The organism is Lysinibacillus sp. FSL M8-0134, from assembly GCF_038069745.1.
GTDB classification, from domain to species: domain Bacteria; phylum Bacillota; class Bacilli; order Bacillales_A; family Planococcaceae; genus Lysinibacillus; species Lysinibacillus irui.
The window spans coordinates 2,386,977-2,405,952 of sequence record NZ_JBBPAJ010000001.1 but is presented as its reverse complement, the minus strand read 5'-3'; the positions used below and the strand labels follow the sequence as shown (position 1 = coordinate 2,405,952).

The following is an 18,976-nucleotide window of genomic DNA, read 5'->3' as shown; positions in this document are numbered from 1 at the left end:
CCACGGGAGAAAATGATGAAAATTAATAAATTTGCACTGATATGGTCCTGTTGCATAATTTCATCTGGATGCACAACGACCTTAACTCAAACAGATGAAACCTCTTCTCAAGAAGAGTCGAAAGTAATTAAAAGTGAGCCAGCTGAATCTGGTACCATTCAAAACTTGAAAGAGGAAAAGGTAAATCAAAACGAGAATAAAATTGAAGTAATTCGTGGTCATTTGATTGATGAACAAATTGGAATTACTCATGCCCGTCTAATTGATGAACAGATAGCATCCTCTATTGGTGAAAGTAAATCATACTTTGATAACAAAGGGGATTCAAAGGTAAAAATTTACATTCTAAATACTGGTACGGAAAGCTTTCAATTTAGTATTAGAAATGTAAATGATACAAAGAAAATAGTGACCGGAGTATTAAATACGAATGAGACTTATGAAGTTGTAATAAATGATTTACCAGAGGGCTCTTACATAATATCTTATGTGGTTGTAGAAGAAAATCCACCAGCAGATATTGCTTTATCAGTGAAGGTCGATTTAGTTGGATAAGAGTAGGTGAAACAGATGGAACAGAAGAGACAAATGTTAAAGCAGATTATCATTTATAGTATTAAAGAATTTAATGATGATATAGATAGAATTCAAATAAGAAATGTTGCTTTTGACTTTCCAATTATAAAGTAGATTAGCCAAGTCCTTAGGTAAACTGTGGCAAGGAAATTATTTTAGCATTGATTTTTGTAGTTTCTCCTATAATAATTTATACTCTCTAAAACTTTTCATCAGCGAAGGAATGCGCATATGTTTTCAAGAGGGTAGATGTAGTCATTCCAAGAATTTTGTAGGGAAATCAGTATAGCTATGCCCAGGTGGAATTGGCACGGACTGCTGAAAGGAACAATTTAAAGAGGACTATGCTACGTATATTTGGTTGTTGAGAGAGCTTGCTAAAGATGCTTGAATACCTGTTGTGTTGGATGGGGCAGGTAACCGCATCAAGTCACATCGCTGGATTACTGATAATTTAAAGGGTACTACACATAGAGATCCTTATGATTATTTAGCAAGCATAGAGATTACCGAGGCGCAATTCAAGTTGGATATGCAGATTCCGCGATGGATAAAAATATCATACCAGTTGTTACAAAGTAGAATGAAACAAAATGAGCCAAAAAGTAGTTAAAAATATCGAAGCTGTTTAAATATGGGAATTTCATTATCTGTTCGCTTATAATTAAATAAGTAAAACGGATGTTTTATTATAAAGGAGAATAGACTTTATTAAAGATCAATAAAGTGTATGTCTCTGATCCTATCTATACCTTATAGTCAGGGAAGAAGTGGTACGGAATTTAGTAGAAAGCCTTGAAAAAGTTAGTTCAGAAAATTTCTAGTAGGAGCGTGTAAAATGGATTTAAAAGAAAAGTTGATATTAATAAAAGAGAGTGGGTACCAAGCACCTCCCGATAGATTCCAGTTGATACTTGAAATGATAAATAACATCGGTTCTTTGGATGCCCAATTACGTGATGAGTTAATTTATACAACCTTATCACATTGGATTCCTGATAATTCTCTAACAGCAAACGAACTAGAACAAATTCTACCGATTGTTTTGGATAAAAACCATTTGCTTTTTAAGCTTGGTGAAACAAATACAGACTCTGTCTTCACTCGATCTTTCTCCATGCTAGTCATACCGCTCCTCTTCAGGAGGCATAGAGAATCACCATTTCTCTCAAGAGAGCAAATTCATCAGATAAAAGAGATAGTATTTTACAATGTACAAGAAGAGCGAGATTACCGTGGGTATGACGAAGAAAAAGGCTGGGCTCATGCCATAGCCCATGCAGCAGATGCTTTAGAAGATTTGGCACAATGTTCCGAACTGGATAAAAATGACCTCTTAACTATCCTCGATTTGGTTTACGAAAAGATGACCATAACAGATCGAATTTACTCCGATGGGGAAGATGAGAGAATGGTAAAATCCATAATTAGTGTTTTAAATAGAAAAATACTTAGTCAGACTTATGTAGAGCAATGGATTCAAAGTTTTGGTGATGTGGAGAAAAATTCAGAATTCCTCCCTGCCTTTAAGCAAAAAAATAATATAAAGAACTTTTTAAAAAGTTTATACTTTCGAGTTAAATTTTACAAAGTGGATGCCGTTCTCTGCTCGACTATCGAGGATACATTATATAAAGTAGAAAAAGTATACTATTCCTAATTTAAAAAGTGTCGAATTAAAAAAGAATATCTTCATAATGTATTTACTCTCTTGGTAGTTATTTGTAATAATAAAATATAGTAGAATGTTGTTTGTATATTAAAAAATAAAAATGCCTCAGATTGTGCCAAAGAAATACTATTAATTTTAAAGGAATTATTGTTCTTTCCTTATAAAATAGTACTGTCCAAACCTTCTTTATCAACATTTTACGAACTGGGGCACCATTAGAAAAAGTTACAGGTGCCCTAGCAAGTGCCCCAAAAAGTACCCCAGTTAAAAACATTTAGATAGCTTCGTTAGATAGGTATAAAAACCCTCATTAATTCAAACCCTTGATATTATGCACATCAAAAAATTAAAAACATCAGGATAGAAACCAAGGTCATAAGTTATGCTTATCAACACTATGTATTGAAACCCCTTGATATCAAAGGGGTGGGGGAGGTTCGGTGTAAACCGTACCTCAATTCGTACCCCACTTTTAATAGTTTTAGAGAGATTTATCAAAATGTAAGAATTGACTCATTACTTGCATCGCTTGTTTTTCTCTTTCAGCGAAGGAATGTGCATATGTTTTCAAGAGGGTAGATGTAGTCATACCAAGAATTTTGGCAATCGTGGTAGGCGGTGTACCAGATGCAATTGAAATTGTAGCAAAGGTATGTCGTAATCCATGTGGGGAAATAAATTTTGCCCCATGTAACTCATGCATCCGTAACAAAGTTAATGCTGCAGCATTTTGATTCAGTGGATGACATGTTTTACTAATGAAGACTAAATCATCCACTGCATGTTGTATACCGTACGCTAGCTTCCTTTCAATACACCATTTACAGTATTGTTCCAGCTGTTGTGCCAAGTCATCAGTCAAATCAATTGTCCTGATACTATTTAACGTTTTTGCTGATCGCTCTCCATGAACGTCTCTAGTGCGACTAATATTTATTAATTTATTTTTAAAATCAATTTCTGACCAACGTAAAGCACCGGCTTCGCCTCGTCGCATTCCTGTCGCTGCAAGTAGGGAAATTAAAGTATATCTAGTAATATCACAAGATTTTTTTACACAGCTTAATAAATATGCTAACTCAGTAGGTGTTAAATAATTTCCTTCTACTTCGTCAGTATTTTGTTTCTCCGCACGTGGTATATCAGCCTTTGCAATTCGATTTTTATCTATTATTTCATCTTCCACTGCGGCATTTATACAACCTATAAAAAAATTATGATATGTTACAATACTTTTTGGTGCAGCGATAGGTATTAATCTATCAATAAATTGTGATTGATAAATACTTTTGGTTAGACGTGAAAGTTTATGATGACCAATGAATGGGTGAATATAAGAATCAATGATATTACGATAAGTTTTAGGGGTAGTTCCTTTCCATTTTGATTTTTTGCGATCAAAATAAATTTCTACCCATTGTGAAACCGTCATATTATCATTTAAAGCAATCTTTTCTCCACCATTTAAAATGGTACTTTTAATAGCAATTAGAGCTCTTTCTGCGGCAAGGATTGTATCAAATTTATATTTTGATTTCTCTCTACGCTTACCGTTATGATCGTAATAATTGTAACGGTAAGCATATTTCTTTTCTTTATCGGCATCCATGTACCAATAAATATCCTCTTTTTTTGTAGCGTTTAATTGATATCTAGCCATTTTGTCCACTTCCTATCTAACTAACCCGGACAGGTACATTAGCGTATAGGACAGCTATTTACATCACTCCTTTCACAGTGGTAGCTAAAGCGGTTAACATCTCACTTATGACCCGTCCTTATCACTCATCATCTCATATTTAGAAAGGTTATATTATGCAACCTCTGCATAATCTGCTTATTGTTATATTGTGTTAATCTCCTGAAAGCAAAATCGTATTCTACGTTAAAGATTTGCATTACTTTCTTAATTGTTTGTGGTGTATGATCGTCTATTGACAAAGCCTCCAACATAAAAGTAGGAATACAAGCGTGGTACATAAAATTGTTGGCCTTGAATTCCTGGTACTCACGAAATAAGGGATACATATGAAATTGATCACCTGTATGTAATAGGACATGTGATAGCTCATGGCAAAAGTCTTGCCATTGTAGCTGTGGCGATTGATTTTCATTAAGAAAAATATAATGCCGTCCATTAATAAATAAGGCCTGACTCTTATCTGGCCAATAAAAAACTTTTAATCCCATTCTAAAAGCCACTTCTTCAACATACAGCAGGGTAGGGTCTGTAATGCCCAGACGAGTGTAGAACTGCTGGACATAGTCTTCAAGATGTGTATAGTGCATGTAAATCAACCCCTAAAAAGACTATAAAAAGAACGTGTGTTCCTATTTATTGTATAATAAAACCCCACTATTTAATAGAGGGGGAGAAAAAAAGTATTGTTACAATTAGGATAAAAATTACACTGAATATCTGCCATAATTGAATATCCGTTTTTAACAAATTTTTTAAGTATTCTTTGTTTATAATAGTTGTATCTAAAGTTTGTGTGTGTTTAAGTGGTGAAACACCATTTACTGTAGTTTCAATCATCTGTAATAAAGCTCTTTTGTTCTCTTTTGAAGATATATCAGTATTAATTAACTTTAGCATATTGATTAAAGAACGAATACTTTTTATATCTTTTGCAACTGATAAATAATCTGAGTCCAACAAATTAGAGAAAAGTTTATCAGTTATCTCTAATGTAAATTTAGATTGAATTACAATAAACATTTCTTTTAATTCAACATTCCCTAATTTTGGATCATCTGAAAGCATTTCAGTTAAAGAATCTAAATTTGTTTTCTCAAAAGCATTTTTTAATTCGGCTAGAACTTTATAATTTTCAGTAAGCTCTAGCTGAATCATTCTAAGTGCCATATAAGAAGAAGCTTTTTTTACACCTATTTCTTTTTGTTTATTTAAATAATAAACTAGTAATGCGATTAAGCCGGATAAAGTAGCACCTAATAATGGAGGAACAGATTTAATAATGACTTGCATATTTCCCAATTCCCCGAAAGGGAATTTTAAATTTATAAGCAAAGATATACTAATGAATAAAAAAATACTTAAGAATATTATTATACTTATCAATATGGAATGTATTTTGGTACCATTATTATTCATTATTCATCATAACCTTTTTAAATTGGTCAATAATATTTTGTTTTTCATTTTGAATTTCTGGGAGATCTGTATTATCTGGTGCATTCAATACATTGTTTACTGTAGCTGAAATCTCCTCGGATCCCTCCCCACCTAATTTAGATGGCGAGGAGGGGGGAACTTTTAAATTTGATTTTAAGTCCCTTATAATGGCTGGTTGAATTTCAAATGCATAGTTAATATTTGTGAAAATACTGGTGTAATCTTCTTCTAAATCTAATGGTTCTTTACAAATACTACATTCATAATCTTCTGATAAACTCGTAGTAATTGTAAGTTCGCCACATTCTGTGCATGTAATTAAATATAACTTTTTGAAAACACCATTTGTTTTAGATAAAGAAAAAAATAGATTAAAAGTTTCATAGTAATCTTTTGCAAAATTATTCGCATATTCTTCAGCTTCTACGTATTTTTTATTTCCATTTATATTATCAATTAAAAATCTTCTAATAAGTATATATGTTTCTTCAAAAGGATATAATAATTCCAAATTAGAATCGTCTTTATAAATACTTTTTAATTTCTGATATAACGTATCCATTTCTTATGCCCCTTGTAGAATCAAATTTGTTTTTATAAAAATCAATCATTAATGAACCATAGCTTTCTTTTAATGTAGCTTCGACAAAATAGAAGTTTTCTCCTTCAATTTCAGCATCAAAATTTTTTGGATTAAATTTATAATACATAGAAAGTTCGGTTATTTTTTGTTCAGTATGGATTAAGTCCTTTAGAGTCCAATATAATTTCTTATTATAAACATTAAATCTGCCTGCGTCTCGTGTTGTTGATTTAGTAGATAACCCATCAAAAAAGGCAAAAGCAAACATATACCTATTTCCAAATGAAATTTCTTCTAATTGAGATGCGATATTTTGATAGTATATGGATTTTATCCTATTGGTATATGACTCAATCTCTTTAGAACTTGCAGGTATAGATAATTGTTTTGTTAAAAAAGTATTAATGTTGTTGTTTAGTTCTTCATCTGTATGACTGTCAGAAGAAGATTTTATTAACTTTTCGGCTCTAGCTGATTCTACTTTAAACATTTCGTATAGTGTAGAGTGTATTTTTTTCTTTCCGTATCCATTAAAGGTAAAATCGTCATTCAAATTTTTTATGCAATTGATAACTTGTGGCAATAATTTATTAATTTTCTTTTTGCTTTTTTTTCTGTGGATTTCACGAAATTTTATTATTAACATTTTGTTGTGAAAATCTAAAACACAAGGGATAAAGAATATCAAACTATTAGTGTTCGACTCCTCTCCATATGTATATCCATAGCGTAATAATATTATTATTTTTTTTTCTTTTTCTTTTAATCTGATTGAAACAATTTGTAAAGAATCTCTGTCCCTAATATCAAATGTATAGATTGGAGTATTCAAAAGGGCAGTATTTTTTTTGAATTCAGCAACTATTTCTTCATATGTTTTTGAATGTACAAAATCATATATGTAGTAGTTATCCGGAATATTTTCAGTCAGATCCGTAAAAAGTCTTTCTTCAAGTTTTGAATCATCAAAACCGTCTTCAGTTTTTAATTTATTTATAATATCACTAATAACTTCCCAACCACGTGTTCCAGGGTATTGATTACGTATTCTTCTATATTCTTTTGGATCTGGATGGTAATCATTTAAAATACTATCTAAAATATTTACTTGGAAATTCCTTAATAATTTGCCCGAATACTCTAATAATGTTTCCATTGCAGTCACCTTCATTTATCTTATTTATCAAATATTGTTGAAATAAAAAATTTACTATTTAATTTGTTTGAAAAAATTTCTCTGTGTCTTCTATTTTAGAAATAAGTTTAGGTATATCTCTAAATGATAGGTTGTGTAGACAACTTTTCAAAAAGTATGTAGTTTCATTATTTTTTCTATTTAATCTAGAACCTAATCGTGCATTGATAAAGCCAGTTTCTTTAAGAATAGGGTTTTCATCCAAAAACTTTTCTATTTCATTTGATTTAACTGTATATAGTTTTATATCTTCCATTTGATTAACATATTGACCAATTAAATAGCCAACTATTGTTGTGCCTTGTGTTACAACCGATGAAATAAAGAAATCACTTAATGGATTACCTTTTTCAACAGAGTATTCTCCTGATGTTATCTTTAATAATTTCATATAAGAATCTGGATTAGGTAATACAATTGTTACTCCCTCAAACTCTTCAAATCTTCCTAGTGAGTCAATTTCCTCTTGAGTATAGTAAACCTTTTTCTCTTCTTTTGTAATATCCTCTATACTAGTAGCAGCAATCTCTTGAGAAGGTCGTGATGGATCAATATTAAATTTTTCACTAATTACTTCAGATATCGCTTCTTGAATACTTTTTACTATTAAAGGGCGAGAAGTATTAATAAATTGTTGAGTTACCTTAAATTTAAACCGTTCTTTAATAACAAATTTGATAAAATCATCATTTGGGGATTCAAAAATTTCTTTAATTACAGATTTAAATGATTGAAAATATATTAACGATTCAGCGAGGATTTTTACTGTTTCTTCATCATATAAATTTTTAGAAAACTTAATTAGATTTTCAAAATCCTCTTCATTATGATTTATAATATTGAAGATAAAAAAGGGCTTAGAATCCATTATATTTGAGTTATTTAAATCAGTAAAAAAGTGATACTCAATTCCGTTTGTTAAAATCCCTAATTTAACACTTGGAAAAGTACTGAAATATCTACTTAATTGTGGGGCACTTTTATTGATTTTCGTATTGATCGATTTTGCCTCAATAAAAATTCGAGGTTGCCCATTGATAGAAATAGCATAATCTACTTTTTCATTTTTTTTATGAAAATCAGCTGTGAATTCTGGAGTAACTTCTTGGGGGCTATAGGTATCGTAACCTAACCCTTTAAGTAATGGTAAAACAAGAAATTGTTTTGTAGATTCTTCGTTTTTAATCAGTTCACTATTCTCGGATATTACGTTGTTTAATACTTCTATAGTTTCTTTAAGATTCATTTGTACACTCTCCCTTTGTGTTTGAATTAATACAAGGCATACTATAGTCAAATAAATTGGCTATCTTTAAAAAGCCCAGCCAAGTTCAGTTTAAACGTATATTGCTCCATCATTAGACTTAAAATCTCCCGTTGGATTGAATCCATTTTTTTATTAATAGTCAATAATTCTTGCGTAAATATACCTATAAGAATGACAAAAAAATAATATAACATAAATAAGTAATTTTTCCAATAATGGTGCTATTAAAGGACATGATTATAGCATGTCCTTTTCATAGATATCATTATGTTACTTTTAGTCTTAATTAAAAATCGTTTATTTGGCTCTCTCTAAATAACGATTACAATTCCCCATTATCTTTTAAAATCTCCCACATCTTACGCAGCTTCTCCAAATCTTCTTCCTTCGATTTCGGCAATTCTTTGTACCATTTTTCAAGGGTAGGGTTATTGGCAAAAGCCTGAAACTCTGCTTCGTCTTTTTCCTGTTGAGAAAGGGGAGCAGGATCATCAGTACTTCCTAGCAGATAATCAACACTCACGTTGTATTTTTCTGCAAGTTGCTTTATACCACTAATGGAAATTTCATTTCTTCCTTGTTCATAGTATCCATATGCACTTTCTGAAATATTTAGATATTTGGCCACATCAGCTTGTGTCAACTTAGCTTCTTTTCTAAGCGCCTTTAATCTTTGTGGAACACTAGGCATAGTTTACACCTCTTTTACTGGATGTATTGACATTATACAACTATTTGTTGGGTTTGTTGCCTATAGTCTATTTAAAACAACAAAAAATCCGATTTTTTGTTGACAAACAACTTTTTGTTGGGTAACATAAAAACAACAAAAAGTTGGGAGGTGATTTCTTGGCTACACCAATTCGCCGAAACGTTTTAATAACTCTTAGAAAAAATAAAAACTGGGTGCAAAAAGATGTTGTTGAAAAATTAAAGAATGATTATGGGATAGTTATTTCTGAAAGTTACTATGGCATGATAGAACAGGGTGTAAGGACGCCTTCGTTAAAAGTAGCACTATCAATATCGGAATTATTTGATGTTAGAACAACAGAAATTTTTTTAGATATAAAAACAACAAAATGTTGTATTTAGTTATCATAGGCTAAAACATGTCTCTAAATTACCCATAAATTTGTATATAAGTTACAAGGGAGGTTTTATCATGAACCAATTAGTCGTCATTCAAAACCGCCAAGCTGTTACAACATCTTTGCAAATTGCGGAATCGTTTAACAAAGAGCATCGCAATGTTTTACGGGATATTGAAGGGTTGCTCAAAAATGAGCAGACCCAGAATTTATTCTTTGAAAGTTCATATCAGCATCCGCAAAATAAGCAGACTTACAAAATGTATTACATGAATCGAGATGGCTTTACGCTCTTAGCAATGGGCTTCACTGGACCGAAGTCATTAGAGTTCAAATTGAAGTACATCCAAGCGTTTAATGCGTTGGAGGAACAGCTTCATCCAACGCCGTTATCAGAAAGAGAACAGTTGAAAGCTTCGATGAGACTATCACTTGAGACATCAGAAGAGATCGAAACATTAAAGGTCGAGGTGAGCGAAGTGAAAGAAACCGTTCAATCACTCTATAAAACGATGCGTATTGATGGCAATCAAGAGTCTCAAATCAGTAAACGTGGGCGAGAAGTTGTAATCGCTGCTTTAGGTGGCAAAGAATCGATTGCCTACAAAAAAATAAGCCGTCAAGTATTTTCAGCTTTTTGGAGAGATTTCAAAAATCACTTTGAAGTCCCACGGTATGGAGAAATTCCTAAAACACGTTTTGCTGAGAGTATCAAATTTATCTCAATGTGGCAGCCATCTACAACTCTACGAATGGAAATCAACGCGTACAATCAACAGGGATTAAAACTTGTTGAAGGTGGTGCCAAGTGACTGTGATTAAAAATGATATGGACATTACTCAATTAGTACTGGAGAACGCTGGCCTTTCTAAAAAAGAACTGTTAGAAAGGTACGACCAAATAGTACAAGCCACCATTAGGAAACGAACACTGTATTGGGATATCGATGATCTAGTTCGAGAAACTAGATTTAGTAAGGCGTCCTTAGAAAAATATATTCTTTGTGACCCTCGAATTAGGGAGCACCAAAGACAATTAGGCTCTAGATACAAAAGGGTTTGGTTAGCAGAACCCACAGCTAAAGTGCTCGATGAAATTTTGAATAAAGATTACTAAAAAATAACTACCCGGACAGGTATGTAGAAGAGATTGGGGCAAACAATCTCATATCTCAACTATAAAGATAACTTAATAGAGAAACCATGCATGGTAAGCATAATATGCACTTTCTGCATAAGGAGGTGATTTCATTGCATGTAGATGTTGGAGAGTTAATCAGAAAGTGCCGCAAGAAAGCAAAATTATCGCAGGAAGCCTTCGCGGAGCTTATGCACACTACGCAATCTACGATAAGTCGAATTGAGCAAAATCTCATTGCTTGTGAAGCTAAATTTTTAGCTCGAGCAGCAGCTATTACAAATTCTCAAGACACAGTAATAGCGGCATTATTTAGCGCAGATGCAGCAGTGCAGTTTTTACAGACAGTACCAATGTTTATAGGAGGAGGGATTATCAATTGGATCATGTAAAGAAATTGGAGCTAGAGATAGCCGCAAAGAAAGCATGCATTGAGGATTTACAAGGAGCCATGGCATTTCATAGACAGCACGGTACATACAACTTAGCAGCTGAATGTGCTTGGCGGATTAAAAAGGCAGAACATACTATTAGACGTTTAGAAGTCCAGCTACAAGATAACAAAAATTTTGGTGGGTTAATTCAAGATTTTAGTAGGCGAGGTATTTCCCTAAAGGTGGTGAAGAAACTTGCTAATGAAAATATTAAAAGTTAATAAATGGAGTAATTTGTCATTGCAAGAACGCTTAGTGTCTGTTGGGAAGTGGTGGTCAGCATGGTGAAATGGTTAGTGAACTATTTGTATATGCCAGATGACGGCCGTGATCAAAAACATAAGGAGTTCTGTGTGATATGCGGAATTGTCATAATTGCTATTGGTGTACCAATCATTATTGCTTACTGGCAATAAAAAAGCTGCTTAATCGTTGGAGCGATTAAACAGCAGAACTAAATTAGTCTCGATAATTATATCACAAAACTAGATGATTGCGAGTACGATACTCGCTCTCGTCAAGCAGTCTATAACCCGTTCCTCCCCTTGACGGATTGCTTTGCAGTTATAGGCTGCTTGATGGGATACCATCAGAAAGTAGGTGATTGAAATGCGTATTGTTTACTTCAAGCGTTTATCAGATCAGAAAGAAATTCGATTTTTACAAGTCAAGAACACAGGCCTTGAAGGAGTCGCTAAAGATGGAGAAGTTGTGACATTGAAATTTGCAGAACGTTCCACTCTTTATTCTCATTCCTATACAAAGTAAAGACCACTGCCGCAAACAGTGGTCTAAAAAATTATTCGAAATGATAGTTACTTTGTATTTTACGCCCAAGACTTCAATAAATCAACTAGCTAGGAGGAAGAATATGCTTTTTTCCGAGAGTAATGTAAATATTTCGGCAGCATTAGCTAAAGCATGGGCTACTATTCAAACACCAAAACATAATGCAAAAGTAAATGTTCGCACCAAAAATGGTGGCTCATATACGTTTGAATACACTGATCTCAATGGCATTTTGGATGCTGTCAGACCTATATTTGTTCAAAATCATTTATCCATTATTCAGAATAGCTATACAACCGTTGAAGGCAATTTAACAATGGCTTGTGTAGAAACCATATTCCTGCATGAATCAGGAGAGTATGTGAAATCTTATCCACTAAAATTTCCAGCAGCCAACAGCATGCAAGATTTCGGTGGTCAGATTACTTATATGAAGCGCTATAGCTTGTCAGCTATGTTAGGGCTGGCTACCGAGAAGGATGATGATGCAAATGGAGCGAGCGGAAACGATTATCAATATATGAATCAGGCTCCTCCAAAACAACCAAGTAACATTGGTCAGCCACAGCAGCAAAAAAATCAATCAAATCACACAGGTTTAAGGACTCAGGAACAGTTCAATGAAATAGCAAAATTGTTGAGTGAAGTTGCCACAGCATATGGTTCCGATCCTAACACAGTTTATAACGGTGCTATGCAGAGATGCAAAATCCCTGATAAGAATTCAGATTTATTAACAATGAAAGAAGCAGATAGCTTAATTCAATATTTACGCGCTATCAAGATGCAAGTGCTTCAATGAATTCTGTACCGCACAGAGTGTTGTTACCACATTGGATTTTTGAACAGGCGGCAGACGATGAAAAGGAATTATATCGCCTTGTACGCCGGTACATATGGCAGAGCTACCCTGATTACAAGTTGATAGAAATCAAAGGCAGTTTTGCCATTTGTAAGCGAACAGATGGATTTTTATAAGGAGGGCAAACCAAATGTTTACAACAGGAAATACAACAGTAGATGCGATTGGACAGATGCATTTAGAAGGGAATGTCATCCCACATACTTGGTATGAAAGCATCCGATTAAGCACAGGTAAGCCTGATTTAATTGCTATCACATTGCTCAGTGAAATTGTTTATTGGTATCGCCCTACACATGTGAAAGAAGAGGCATCAGGGCGTTTACTGGGCATAAAAAAGAAGTTTAAAGCGGATGCGCTACAACGTTCTTATGATAGCTTTGTTGAACAATTTGGCTTTAGCAAAAAACAAGTCAGAGAAGCCATGGATCGTTTGGAGCAACTTGGTTTAATTACTCGTGATTTTCGGACAATCACATCCAATGGAACAAATTTATCCAATGTATTATTTATCGATTTGAACATAGGACTTTTAGAGGGTATTACCTTTTTAGGTAATAGGGTGTTACCCAAAAAGGTAACAGGGTATTGCCCAAATGGGAAAGAGGGTGTTACCGATATGGGCAACAGGGTATTACCCAAACGGGAAATACCTATTGCCCCTGAGGGTAATACGTATACAGAGATTACTACAGAGATTACAAATACAGAGATTACTAAAAAGAATACTAGTCGCAAACGGGTTTACGACGAATCTTCTGTTGAATATCAATTAGCAAGTAGGCTTTATGAAAGAATTCTTGCTAACGATGCCAATTTTAAAAAGCCAAATTTGAATAGCTGGGCTGATCATATTCGTCTCATGATGGAACGAGATCAACGGACTGCTCAACAAATTGAATACTTAATTGACTGGTCACAAAACAACAGCTTCTGGCAATCAAATATTCTTTCAACCAAAAAACTACGTGAAAAAGCAACCACATTAATCCTTCAAATCAAAGGGGAAAGGGAGAAAGCTAACGGAAGTATTCCTCCGCAATATCAACGGGTGCGGAGAGAGATTGTTCCACAATGGTTTAAAGAGCGGCAACTTGAAAAACCACAAAATGGAGAAATCATCGAATCATCAAAACTTATTACGGATGTAGAGGCGGAGCCGTCGGAAGAACAGAAAGCTTACTTTGAAGCAGAACGACAAAAAATCTTAGCAACGTTAGGGAAGGTGGAAGAAAAATTTGAGCAGACATGAAGAGCATATGAAAATGCGTGACCATTTCGCCAAGGTTGCTCAGGCAAAAGGTACTTTTACTAATGGCACTGACCAAGCACTGGTACGGGCAGTGACACATGATGAAGTAGCGAAGCGTATTAACAGCTTGTCAGTGAGTATCAGTTCCCGCTTCCAGTCCTACAAGACGTACAGAAGCGGTTAAGTGACAGCAACTGCCCCCATTATGCAATGCAACAACTTAGATATTTAGAAAACAATGTGCATGCTGGTATCGCCAAAAAAAGGGAGGATTCAAACAAATGATTAATCGTGTTGTATTAGTTGGCCGTCTTACAAAAGATCCTGAGTTACGTTACACACCGAACGGGATTGCATCTTGCCGCTTCACAGTAGCCATTAACCGTACATTTGCCAATCAAAATGGTGAGCGTGATGCAGATTTTATTAACTGCCAAGCATGGCGTAAAGCAGCTGAAAATCTAGCAAACTATCAGCGCAAAGGGGCACTGATTGGTTTAGAGGGACGTATTCAAACACATAGTTACGAGGATCAGAATGGACAAAGAGTGTATACCACAACGGTTGTAGCGGACAGTATCCAATTTTTAGAGTCACGTAGTCAAGCTAGTGGTCAACAGCAGCCTAATTCATATTCATCACAACAGCAACAACCTCAATATGGCGGACAAGCTTACGGCAACAACCAGCCAAACTATGCCGGCGGGCAATCACAGCAACAATTCGCTGGTCCTATGCCAGGGCAAGGTGCTTATCAGCAAAATCAGCCGCCTATGAATCAATCTAGCTATACAAGAGTAGATGAGGACCCATTTGCGAATAGTCGAGGACCGATAGAAGTGTCTGATGATGATTTGCCATTTTAGGAGGCTGATAGGATGAGGCGTTGTAAAAGATGCAACAGACCCTTAAAAAATGGAGAATCCATTGTAAGACAGTATGGGGTTACTTGCTGGAAGCGGCACTTGAATGATCTTGAGCAAGAGTTTTTGAAGAACCAGCTCACCATTTTTGACGTGCTAGAGGCAGAAAATCATGAAGAAATGAGGGCGCAGAATGTTTTATAATCAATCAACTAAGCAGCGTGCGAAATCAGTAACACATGCTAACCGTGGCAAGTTTTTAGAACGTGTCATTGATATGGCCAACACAAAATATCGTAATGCGGGATTAGCTGACATTCGTAAAATTCCAACGCCTGTACAAATTACAAAAGATAAAGGCTCCCAAGTAGAAGGACGGAAGGAAAAGCCTGAATGGGTGGACTATGCAGGTGTCTGTAATGGAACAGCAGTGGTATTTGATGCAAAGGAAACGAAGGGCAAAAGTTTTCCGCTCCAAAACTTACATGATCATCAATACGAATTGCTCCGCTCCTGGTACGAAAAAGGCGCTATCACCTTTTTGCTTGTGTATTTCAGCGAGTTAGATAAATACTATCGTTTACCATTTCCACCGCTTCAAGCAGCTTGGCAGACAGCTAAAAATGGTGGGCGTAAATCGATTCCACTTGAAACATTTGTGGAACATGCAAGCGAAGCCATATCGATGGACGGCTATACTTTGCACTACTTGCTGCCATTTATCGAAAGTAGGTGGTGAGGGTGTTACAGGGAAAATGTATTGATAACGGCGGCTCTATTAATCTTACAAAAGGTGAAGTGTACTATCTTTTCCCACATGGCGGTCATGCATATTGTGCTAGCCGCTTCCCTAGACCTGGGTCTCACTTTGGGGCCTACCAAGAGAATCACTTTGAGCTAGTGGATGTTGCTATTGATGCACCAGCACGAGTACTTAATAAATATTTGGCTCGTGTAGTAAAGCCACCCTCACATTTTTATCAAATTGACGAAGAATACATCATTACGGAGCCAAGAGCAGATGGTTACTACAGTGTGTTTTTTAAGCATCGTCCAGATGGTCCTCCAATCGGCGCATATAAACGTACAGAATGTTTTGAGCGTATTGTAAATCATGAAGAATCAGCAAAAGACACAGCTACCATATTTGAGGTGGGTGACATTGTAGAAATTATAGACGCATCGATTATTAAACGTAAACATTATGAAAATGGTGTGCAAGCAACAGTGATAGAGAATTTTTATGGTTGTATATCAATTCAAAGAAATGAGCCCATAGATAGGATGGTCATAGGTAGCGTGCTTTTAGTAGGAGAGGAACTACAGGCTATTAGAAAAGTTGGATCGAGAACCGTACTAGAAGCGGTTATGGTGAAAAATAAGCAGGAAATGGTGAACCAAACGGCAACAATTGAGTGCGAAATATCTGAAACAGTGAAAGTACCTGTCAAGAAGCAAAAATATGAGCAGTTGAGTTTGTTTTGAAAATGGGATAGACATATGAAAACAAACATACTTAGGAAAGCTAAATCAAAGGGAGTGAAATTGGGAATAGTAGAAAGATATTGTTCAGGAGGTTGAAGAATGAAAAAAAACAAATTTCTATGTCCGCCAATAATTCATCCAGGAGAGATTTATTAAATTGACAGAATTGACTATTCTGGTGGATATTTATAAGTCTTTAGGTGAGTGTGATTTATCAATTTAACTTCAGGTCCATAAGATATTTCATAGGTCATTCGATCCTTGCCTACGGGATTATACTGAATGCCTGTAGGTTCAATTTCAAATGTAATTTGCAATATAAAGCCACGAAAATCATTTACTCTTCTAGTTTCGATAACTTCAATTTTCCATGGAATAACCTGAGGTGAAAAATCATTTAAAATCTTTGGATAATAATAGTTAGACAAATCTTTTTCAATATAAGGAGTAAGCATGAGCATATCCTGCATTCTAAGTGCGTTAGAGTCTTGAGTGGGTTCATTTATCCCAATTCCTGTCTTTGGAAGGAAAAATAAAACAAGAGTAATTGATATTATTAAAGCAGATAAACCCTTTTTCATTTATAAAATACACCTCTTTAAAAATATTTTATAAATTTATTATTAACAATCCCTTTAAAAGTATGTAGCTTCAACAGTAGTTTACTTCACAATAAGAGGATTAAATGAAAATAGAGCGATTATAATATCGCTCTAAAAAACTCATAAAATCCCATGTTCATTGGGATAGCCCAAATAAAGAATCCAAGAAGGGCAATTGGGCCAAGCAAAAAGTTGTAAACTTTATTTGGCAATATACTGCCCAATAGGATTTTATAAATCACTGCACATCCTATCATAACAACTGGCAGTAAGATCAGTGGTGGTATAAAAAACAACAGACTGCCGCCACTCGATATATCTGTAAATATGTCCATTGAATTACCTCGTTATGTATTTTTTGTAAATTGTAACACAAAAAAGCTACAGTGTCGTAACTGGTAAAGCAAACTAAAAGGGATATAAGGAAATACTAAAAAAGGAAACAGACATAATCGTCTATTTCCTGTTTCATAGCTTTTAATTTAGCTTTATGTTTGGCTTTTGGAATTGAGTGATACTGCTCGTATCGGCACATTCTACAAGAGCAATGAATTTTTCCTTTGTTTAATGTACCACGTACAGGCATGAACTCACTTTCACGTAACATTACATCTTTTAAAATTGACCATTTCTTTCTGATAATTCGCTCTCTCTGATGGCGAATATAGGCTTTAGAACGGTTTTTCATCAATATCAGCTCCCTTGAGAAACCCAAGCTTGCAGGGCGGTCAAGGGAAGTATCGGCACTCCCTACAAGCTTGGTTTGTAGCTGACATATAGAATTAATTGGTTCACATCATCATTCCTTTTTTGAAAAAGCCGCAGCGTCTCAGAAGCTACAGCTTGAATTTGTTTATGCCCTTCTAGGTTAGTCAGATAAGTAATTATACCACAACTTAGGAGGGCAAACGTATGTTAAAAGGGCAAACAACAGTTACGAAAGAGAATTTACTTCAGTGGATTGAGAATTATCGATGGATGGTTGAAACCATTGAGGAAGCACGACAGCCAGTAGCGAAGATGGATAATAACAGCTACATTGGAGCTAAAACAGCTATGTATGGCATTGAAGCGACATTACCGAAGGCTAGTGGTGGTACAAGTGATCCAGTGTATACAGAAGTGCAACGTCGTGTATATTCGTTAAATTATCGAATTAAGGAATATGAGCAAAAGATTGCAGAGGTGCAGAACCGAATTCCGTTAGTGCATGGGGATAGAGAGATTGAAGTTCTTCATAGACTGCTAGATGGTGATAGTATGAGAGCGATTGGTAAGCACATGAAATTATCCAGTACGACAATATTTAGGGTTAGAAATAATATATTGAGTCAGATGTTGAAGTAGCCGAAAGGCTGCTTCTTTTTAAAACATTTATTCCACAATCGGGCCAAGATTGTTGAATATCATTTTTTTTGACAAGTACCAAACGATGGTTTGAGAATGTTATAATTTAAAAATATAACCATTTTGATATGGAGATGTTGAAATGTAAACTCAAAAATTAATGTTAACTTTATTTTTATTTATTGTTCTTTTAACAGGCTGCGGATTAGAAACGAAAACATTGACTGAATTTTATAAAAATAACCTTGAAGATGTCACTAAAATTCAAGTACAAGATGGAAGTACAGGTTATTCAAAAATCATAACAGATAAAAAAGTAATTAGTGAATTTTTGAGTGAAATCAAGGATGTACAATTTATACCTGAAGAAAATCAAGAAGATAGAGCTGGATTCCTTTATGCTATTACCCTTTATGAAGGTGAACAAATGACTTTTATATTTACGGAAAATGAAGTAACTGATTTTTACTATTATACAGAGCCTGATATTTATCCAATAGTTGATAGCTTTTATAAAAATCTTAAAGTTGAAGAAGAATAAGTATATCCTTGTGCAACTAATGATGGCTTTTGGTTGAAGATTTTAATACTGAAATAAATTAAAATGGCTTGATTCTTTTAGTGAATCAAGCCATTTACTTTGTCAAAAAAAGCAACAATACATATGCTAATTGGGGGGTA

General features: G+C 34.5%; 28 protein-coding genes and 1 pseudogene. 19 read left to right on the top strand and 10 right to left on the bottom strand.

Annotated elements, in window-relative coordinates:
- Nucleotides 1-15: 15 nt before the first annotated feature.
- Nucleotides 16-555, top strand: a complete 540-nt coding sequence (locus tag MKY49_RS12290) for a hypothetical protein (protein ID WP_341386378.1) — start codon at nt 16-18, stop codon at nt 553-555.
- Nucleotides 556-1,414: 859 nt separating this feature from the next.
- The gene (locus MKY49_RS12285) at nt 1,415-2,236 is read left to right on the top strand and encodes a DUF2785 domain-containing protein (RefSeq protein ID WP_322606500.1); all 822 of its coding nucleotides are present in this window, start codon (nt 1,415-1,417) and stop codon (nt 2,234-2,236) included.
- 493 nt (nt 2,237-2,729) lie between these two features.
- On the opposite strand, the gene MKY49_RS12280 is transcribed toward MKY49_RS12285, so the two are convergent.
- The 7 genes from MKY49_RS12280 to MKY49_RS12250 all read right to left on the bottom strand — a co-directional run bounded on the left by MKY49_RS12280 (nt 2,730) and on the right by MKY49_RS12250 (nt 9,123).
- On the bottom strand, nt 2,730-3,908 hold the full coding sequence (locus MKY49_RS12280; RefSeq protein ID WP_341386377.1) for a tyrosine-type recombinase/integrase: 1,179 nt from the start codon (nt 3,906-3,908) through the stop codon (nt 2,730-2,732).
- 128 nt (nt 3,909-4,036) lie between these two features.
- Nucleotides 4,037-4,537: an ImmA/IrrE family metallo-endopeptidase gene (locus tag MKY49_RS12275; protein WP_341386375.1), complete on the bottom strand. Its 501-nt coding sequence runs from the start codon at nt 4,535-4,537 to the stop codon at nt 4,037-4,039.
- Between the two features lie 67 nt (nt 4,538-4,604).
- On the bottom strand, nt 4,605-5,240 hold the full coding sequence (locus MKY49_RS12270) for a hypothetical protein (RefSeq protein WP_341386374.1): 636 nt from the start codon (nt 5,238-5,240) through the stop codon (nt 4,605-4,607).
- Nucleotides 5,241-5,358: 118 nt separating this feature from the next.
- Nucleotides 5,359-5,949, bottom strand: a complete 591-nt coding sequence (locus tag MKY49_RS12265; protein WP_341386373.1) for a hypothetical protein — start codon at nt 5,947-5,949, stop codon at nt 5,359-5,361.
- The gene (locus tag MKY49_RS12260; RefSeq protein WP_341386372.1) at nt 5,912-7,126 is read right to left on the bottom strand and encodes a hypothetical protein; all 1,215 of its coding nucleotides are present in this window, start codon (nt 7,124-7,126) and stop codon (nt 5,912-5,914) included. Before MKY49_RS12260 ends, MKY49_RS12265 begins: the two co-directional genes overlap by 38 nt.
- A gap of 58 nt (nt 7,127-7,184) precedes the next feature.
- The gene (locus MKY49_RS12255; protein WP_341386371.1) at nt 7,185-8,411 is read right to left on the bottom strand and encodes a type I restriction endonuclease; all 1,227 of its coding nucleotides are present in this window, start codon (nt 8,409-8,411) and stop codon (nt 7,185-7,187) included.
- 343 nt (nt 8,412-8,754) lie between these two features.
- Nucleotides 8,755-9,123 (bottom strand): helix-turn-helix domain-containing protein, encoded by a 369-nt coding sequence (locus tag MKY49_RS12250; protein ID WP_341386370.1) that lies wholly within the window; start codon nt 9,121-9,123, stop codon nt 8,755-8,757.
- A 158-nt stretch (nt 9,124-9,281) separates the two neighbouring features.
- Here MKY49_RS12250 and MKY49_RS12245 point away from each other — a divergent pair, with 158 nt between their 5' ends.
- The 15 genes and pseudogenes from MKY49_RS12245 (at nt 9,282) to MKY49_RS12185 (ending at nt 16,346) form a co-directional block, all read left to right on the top strand.
- Nucleotides 9,282-9,527, top strand: a complete 246-nt coding sequence (locus MKY49_RS12245; protein ID WP_341386369.1) for a helix-turn-helix transcriptional regulator — start codon at nt 9,282-9,284, stop codon at nt 9,525-9,527.
- Between the two features lie 70 nt (nt 9,528-9,597).
- On the top strand, nt 9,598-10,335 hold the full coding sequence (locus MKY49_RS12240) for a Rha family transcriptional regulator (protein ID WP_322610710.1): 738 nt from the start codon (nt 9,598-9,600) through the stop codon (nt 10,333-10,335).
- The gene (locus MKY49_RS12235) at nt 10,332-10,640 is read left to right on the top strand and encodes a hypothetical protein (protein ID WP_322610711.1); all 309 of its coding nucleotides are present in this window, start codon (nt 10,332-10,334) and stop codon (nt 10,638-10,640) included. The genes MKY49_RS12240 and MKY49_RS12235 overlap by 4 nt, the downstream gene beginning before the upstream one ends.
- Before the next feature lie 134 nt (nt 10,641-10,774).
- Complete coding sequence (locus tag MKY49_RS12230; RefSeq protein ID WP_322610712.1) at nt 10,775-11,053, top strand: helix-turn-helix domain-containing protein; 279 nt, start codon at nt 10,775-10,777, stop codon at nt 11,051-11,053.
- Nucleotides 11,041-11,316 (top strand): hypothetical protein, encoded by a 276-nt coding sequence (locus MKY49_RS12225; protein ID WP_315058858.1) that lies wholly within the window; start codon nt 11,041-11,043, stop codon nt 11,314-11,316. Before MKY49_RS12230 ends, MKY49_RS12225 begins: the two co-directional genes overlap by 13 nt.
- Before the next feature lie 60 nt (nt 11,317-11,376).
- Nucleotides 11,377-11,511: a hypothetical protein gene (locus tag MKY49_RS12220; protein WP_341386368.1), complete on the top strand. Its 135-nt coding sequence runs from the start codon at nt 11,377-11,379 to the stop codon at nt 11,509-11,511.
- A 193-nt stretch (nt 11,512-11,704) separates the two neighbouring features.
- Nucleotides 11,705-11,863 carry a hypothetical protein gene (locus tag MKY49_RS12215; RefSeq protein ID WP_341386367.1) on the top strand — a complete coding sequence of 53 codons (159 nt, stop codon included), beginning with the start codon at nt 11,705-11,707 and terminating at the stop codon, nt 11,861-11,863.
- Nucleotides 11,864-11,966: 103 nt separating this feature from the next.
- A complete protein-coding gene (locus MKY49_RS12210; protein WP_341386366.1) occupies nt 11,967-12,686 on the top strand; it encodes an ERF family protein in 720 nt (239 codons plus the stop codon).
- Nucleotides 12,683-12,862 carry a hypothetical protein gene (locus MKY49_RS12205; RefSeq protein ID WP_341386365.1) on the top strand — a complete coding sequence of 60 codons (180 nt, stop codon included), beginning with the start codon at nt 12,683-12,685 and terminating at the stop codon, nt 12,860-12,862. Before MKY49_RS12210 ends, MKY49_RS12205 begins: the two co-directional genes overlap by 4 nt.
- A gap of 14 nt (nt 12,863-12,876) precedes the next feature.
- Nucleotides 12,877-13,998, top strand: a complete 1,122-nt coding sequence (locus MKY49_RS12200) for a DNA replication protein DnaD (protein WP_341386364.1) — start codon at nt 12,877-12,879, stop codon at nt 13,996-13,998.
- 135 nt (nt 13,999-14,133) lie between these two features.
- Nucleotides 14,134-14,283, top strand: a pseudogene (locus tag MKY49_RS23025) (DUF6877 family protein); the annotation flags it as partial.
- Nucleotides 14,280-14,864 (top strand): single-stranded DNA-binding protein, encoded by a 585-nt coding sequence (ssb, locus tag MKY49_RS12195; RefSeq protein WP_341386363.1) that lies wholly within the window; start codon nt 14,280-14,282, stop codon nt 14,862-14,864. The pseudogene MKY49_RS23025 and the gene ssb, both read left to right, overlap by 4 nt.
- Nucleotides 14,865-14,876: 12 nt before the next feature.
- Nucleotides 14,877-15,065 (top strand): DUF6011 domain-containing protein, encoded by a 189-nt coding sequence (locus MKY49_RS23020; RefSeq protein WP_312130982.1) that lies wholly within the window; start codon nt 14,877-14,879, stop codon nt 15,063-15,065.
- Entirely contained in the window at nt 15,055-15,600 is a 546-nt protein-coding gene (locus MKY49_RS12190) for a Holliday junction resolvase RecU (RefSeq protein WP_341386362.1), read from the top strand. The genes MKY49_RS23020 and MKY49_RS12190 overlap by 11 nt, the downstream gene beginning before the upstream one ends.
- A gap of 2 nt (nt 15,601-15,602) precedes the next feature.
- On the top strand, nt 15,603-16,346 hold the full coding sequence (locus MKY49_RS12185) for a hypothetical protein (protein ID WP_341386361.1): 744 nt from the start codon (nt 15,603-15,605) through the stop codon (nt 16,344-16,346).
- Between the two features lie 170 nt (nt 16,347-16,516).
- Here MKY49_RS12185 and MKY49_RS12180 read toward each other — a convergent pair whose 3' ends face one another.
- The 3 genes from MKY49_RS12180 to MKY49_RS12170 all read right to left on the bottom strand — a co-directional run bounded on the left by MKY49_RS12180 (nt 16,517) and on the right by MKY49_RS12170 (nt 17,636).
- Nucleotides 16,517-16,927, bottom strand: coding sequence for a DUF3888 domain-containing protein (locus MKY49_RS12180; protein WP_341386360.1), 411 nt, complete (start codon nt 16,925-16,927; stop codon nt 16,517-16,519).
- A 119-nt stretch (nt 16,928-17,046) separates the two neighbouring features.
- On the bottom strand, nt 17,047-17,283 hold the full coding sequence (locus MKY49_RS12175; RefSeq protein WP_341386359.1) for a hypothetical protein: 237 nt from the start codon (nt 17,281-17,283) through the stop codon (nt 17,047-17,049).
- Nucleotides 17,284-17,378: 95 nt separating this feature from the next.
- A complete protein-coding gene (locus MKY49_RS12170) occupies nt 17,379-17,636 on the bottom strand; it encodes a hypothetical protein (RefSeq protein WP_341386358.1) in 258 nt (85 codons plus the stop codon).
- 224 nt (nt 17,637-17,860) lie between these two features.
- Between MKY49_RS12170 and MKY49_RS12165 the strand changes: the two genes are divergently transcribed.
- Nucleotides 17,861-18,295: a LuxR C-terminal-related transcriptional regulator gene (locus tag MKY49_RS12165; protein WP_341386357.1), complete on the top strand. Its 435-nt coding sequence runs from the start codon at nt 17,861-17,863 to the stop codon at nt 18,293-18,295.
- Between the two features lie 160 nt (nt 18,296-18,455).
- Nucleotides 18,456-18,836 (top strand): hypothetical protein, encoded by a 381-nt coding sequence (locus tag MKY49_RS12160; protein ID WP_333880735.1) that lies wholly within the window; start codon nt 18,456-18,458, stop codon nt 18,834-18,836.
- Nucleotides 18,837-18,976: the final 140 nt, after the last annotated feature.